Genomic DNA, 3,859 nt, shown 5'->3' with positions numbered 1-3,859 from the left:
GATACTCTAAATTCTACGGCTAGACAAGCATCTGCTGAACGAGCTTGGTCGTCTATTGCTCGTTTCTATGACAATTGTAAGAAAAAAATAAAAGGTAAAAAAGGTTATCCTAAGTTTCAAAAGAATAATCGTTCTGTGGAATATAAAAACTGTGGCTGGAAACTATCGGAGGATAGAAAGAAAATAACTTTCACAGATAAGAAAAATATTGGCACGGTTAAACTGAAAGGAACCAGAGACCTAAACTTTTACCCTATAGACCAAATTAAACGAGTTAGGATTGTTAAACGAGCGGATGGTTACTATGTCCAATTCTGTCTTAGCGTTGATATTCGGGAATACGCTAAACCCCTAGAACCAACTAAAAGATGTGTGGGATTGGATGTAGGTTTAAACGTTTTCTACGCTAATAGTGATGGGGAAACGGTAGAAATACCGCAATACTATCGCAAGGCAGAAAAAAGATTAAATCGTCTGAATCGGAAGAAATCTAAAAAGTTTAAACGAGGTCAACCCCAATCAAACAACTACCAAAAGGCCAGAAAGAGATATGCTAGAAAGCATTTAAGAGTAAGTAGGCAACGTAAAGGCTTTGCCTCAAAAGAGGCATTGCGCGTCATTAAATCTAACGATTTCATCGCTTACGAAAACTTAAATGTTCAAGGCATGGTAAAAAACTCTAGACTAGCTAAATCTATTAATGATGTGGCTTGGTCAACTTTTCGGCAATGGTTAGAATATTTTGGCTTTAAATATGGTAAGGCTACAGTAGCAGTAGCTCCCCATAACACCAGTCAAAACTGTTCTAATTGTGGTCAAAAAGTAGCTAAATCTCTATCTACAAGAACCCATCTTTGTCCTCACTGTGGCTATGTAGAAGATAGAGATATTAACGCCGCTATCAATATTCTCAAAAAGGGACTAAGTACGGTAGGGCATACCGAAACTACTACGCTTGGGGAGAGATTCCCTCTGGTTTAGTTGGATACGTCCTGCTAGATTAAGGAAACTCGATGAACCAAGAATCCCTCGCTTTTAGCGACGGGAGTGTCAAAGAATTTAGCTGGAATTTATGAATCATTTTCTGCATTCTTTCACGGTTTTTCCTGATTCTGCCCGAAAATCTCGGTCTTACTCCCTAGGTAAACTTCGACGACCCTTAATCTTCCTGTTTACCGTCGGTTGTCTGACTAGCGTAGTCGGTTATCGTTTCTATAATCAGCCGAAATTGGCCGTCGGGACTATTTCCCCCGTCACAATTATCGCCCCCGAAGATGCCAGTTTTGAAGACCAAGAAACCACCGCCCTCAAACGCCAAAAAATTCGGGCTGGACTGCTTCCCCGGCTGAAAAGAGACCCCCAAACCACTGCCCAGATTGAGCGAGCGCTACGGGACACTTTAGGGCAATTAAGTCAAATTAGCCCGATTCTGCCCAAAAATTCCATTTTAATCAGCAGGACTATTTCTAACGCCACACTGGGAACGCTGCTCACCTTTTCTGCCGCTCAATGGTCAACTCTACAAAGCGGCCTCAACTATGAAGAATCTTTTGCAAAACCCTTGACAAAAGAGCAGGAATATGCTATACACGAAATCCAAGCCTATCGTCAGCGCGTGACAAAGGGGAAATTTGAGCAATTTATCGATCGATTAGGGCAATTACGGCAAATACAGGGGCAAACCAGCCAAAATTATCGGCATTCCAGCTTAAATAAACTCAAATATGGCGATCTGATCGCAGTAGCTCAAATGGGCGATCGAGAGTGGCAAAACCTAGAAACAGCCATCCTGCAAGCGGGTCGTCGCATTTTGGTGCAAGGCATCCCCCCGGGGATTTCCACCAGTCACCTACAGGATACCATCGCCGTGCAGATTAGCAGCGATCGCCTAACCCGTCGCCAGCAGCTTTTAGCCGAAAATATCCTTCTAGCGGCCCTAGAGGGACAGGCTAACCTGATAGAAGATCGGGAGTCAACCAAAGAACAAGCGGCTAAAGCGGTGGAAGCGGTAGATATGGTGATGTCTAACACTCAAACCGGTCAAATTATCGTTAAAACAGGCGAAAAAATTACTCAAGCTCAGTTTGTTCTCATCGATGGCTTTGGTTTAAGCGAACGGGGCATTAACTGGATGGGTTTAGGAGCAACGGCAATCCTTGTCACCAGCGCGATCGGGACTTTTTGCCTCGTGGCCCAGCGTCTCCATCGGCCTCTGCGTCACCGGGATTTTCTTCTCTTGGGTTTACTAAGTTTTACCACACCGATCTTAGCGATCGCCCATATTCCCTTTACCAATCTGGCAGCCGTGGGTTTATTAGTCAGCAGTTTCTATGGCCCGACTTTGGCCGTCACCCAAGTCCTCTTAACTGCCGGTCTTTCCCTATTCAGTATCCAAGGCATCAGCGCCGATTTAATCGCGGGGACGATCGGGGGACTATTAGCGGCCATAATAGCGGCAAAATTGCGCTCCCGGGATGAATTATCGCTCCTAGGAATGGGAATCGGAGTCAGTCAAGGGGGTGTTTATCTGCTCACCTACCTAATCGTTAGCGCCACGGCCAGCACGATCATCTATGCTCTACTACCCACGGCGCTCGTCTATGGTCTATCGGGAATAGCTTGGACGGTAATCGCTCTAGGATTATCCCCCTATCTGGAACGCTGTTTCGATGTGGTGACTCCCATTCGTCTGGTGGAGTTGTCCAATCCTAATTGTAGTTTGCTCAAACGTTTGGCCACGGAAGCGCCGGGTACTTTTCAACATACCCTTTTTGTCGCCTGTTTAGCCGAAGCGGCCGCCCGAAAACTGCACTGTAATGTGGAATTAATTCGCACGGGAACCCTTTATCACGATATCGGGAAAATGCACGATCCTCTCGGTTTTATTGAAAATCAAATGGGTGGCCCGAATAAACACGATGAAATTAACGATCCCTACGTCAGCGCCGAGATTATTAAAAAGCACGTTAGCGAAGGGTTAGTCATGGCCCGCAGACAAGGTTTACCGCGAGTCGTCCGCGATTTTATTCCTGAACACCAAGGCAATCTCTTAATTTCCTATTTTTATCAGCAAGCTTTGCAAAAATCCAGACAAAATGGTCAAGAAATCGTCGATGAAGCAGCCTTTCGCTACGATGGTCCGATTCCCCAATCGCGAGAAACGGCGATCGTTATGTTAGCCGATAGTAGCGAGGCCGCTTTGCGATCGCTAAAGGATGCCTCCCCAGAACAAGCCATGGATATGATCAAAAAGATTTTTCAGGCCCGATGGCGCGATCAACAATTAGTAGATAGTGGTATTCGTCAGGAGGAATTACCAATTATTGCCGAGGTTTTTGTGCAGGTTTGGCAACAATTCCATCATCAACGCATTGCCTACCCGAAAGCAGTTTTAGAAGTCTCCTCAGCCGAAAAAAAATAAGAGATAACAGCAAAAAATCAAAAATAATTACCAAAATGCTACTAATCACTCTCAACGAAAATACTTTATCTTTATCTCCAGGTAATCAGGTTATTTTTCCTCATCAGACTTGGGAAGATTACGAAAGATTACTGAGTTTACGTCTCCAGAAAACCTATCCCAAACTCTATTTTAATCGCAAAACTGAAGAAATTCGGCTTATGTCTCCTTTACCAAGTCATGGCAAACGTATCAATCTTTTAAGTGATTTAGTAAAAATTATCCTTCGTCGTCAAGACAAAGACTGGGAATGTTTTGATCCAATTACCTTGAAAATGCCGGGAGAAGCGGGAGTAGAACCAGATACTTGTTTTTATATTGATAATAGACAGGCAATTTTAGGCAAAGAGAGAATTGATTTAACTGTCGATCCTCCTCCCGATTTAGCTATAGAAGTGG

The 3,859-nt window shown here is 44.1% G+C and carries 3 protein-coding genes; all 3 read left to right on the top strand.

The window, feature by feature from the left end:
* Window positions 1-981 (top strand): RNA-guided endonuclease InsQ/TnpB family protein (locus EWV84_RS07630; RefSeq protein ID WP_287077526.1); only part of this gene is annotated, 981 nt, incomplete at its 5' end.
* Between the two features lie 91 nt (window positions 982-1,072).
* Window positions 1,073-3,421 (top strand): HD family phosphohydrolase, encoded by a 2,349-nt coding sequence (locus tag EWV84_RS07625; RefSeq protein ID WP_287077525.1) that lies wholly within the window; start codon window positions 1,073-1,075, stop codon window positions 3,419-3,421.
* A 35-nt stretch (window positions 3,422-3,456) separates the two neighbouring features.
* On the top strand, window positions 3,457-3,859 hold a 403-nt coding region (locus EWV84_RS07620), incomplete at its 3' end, for a Uma2 family endonuclease (protein ID WP_287077524.1).

Source organism: Microcystis sp. M_QC_C_20170808_M3Col, from assembly GCF_007095505.1.
GTDB lineage: Bacteria > Cyanobacteriota > Cyanobacteriia > Cyanobacteriales > Microcystaceae > Microcystis.
The sequence above is the reverse complement of the archived record's forward strand: the minus strand, read 5'-3'. Positions and strand labels throughout refer to the sequence as shown.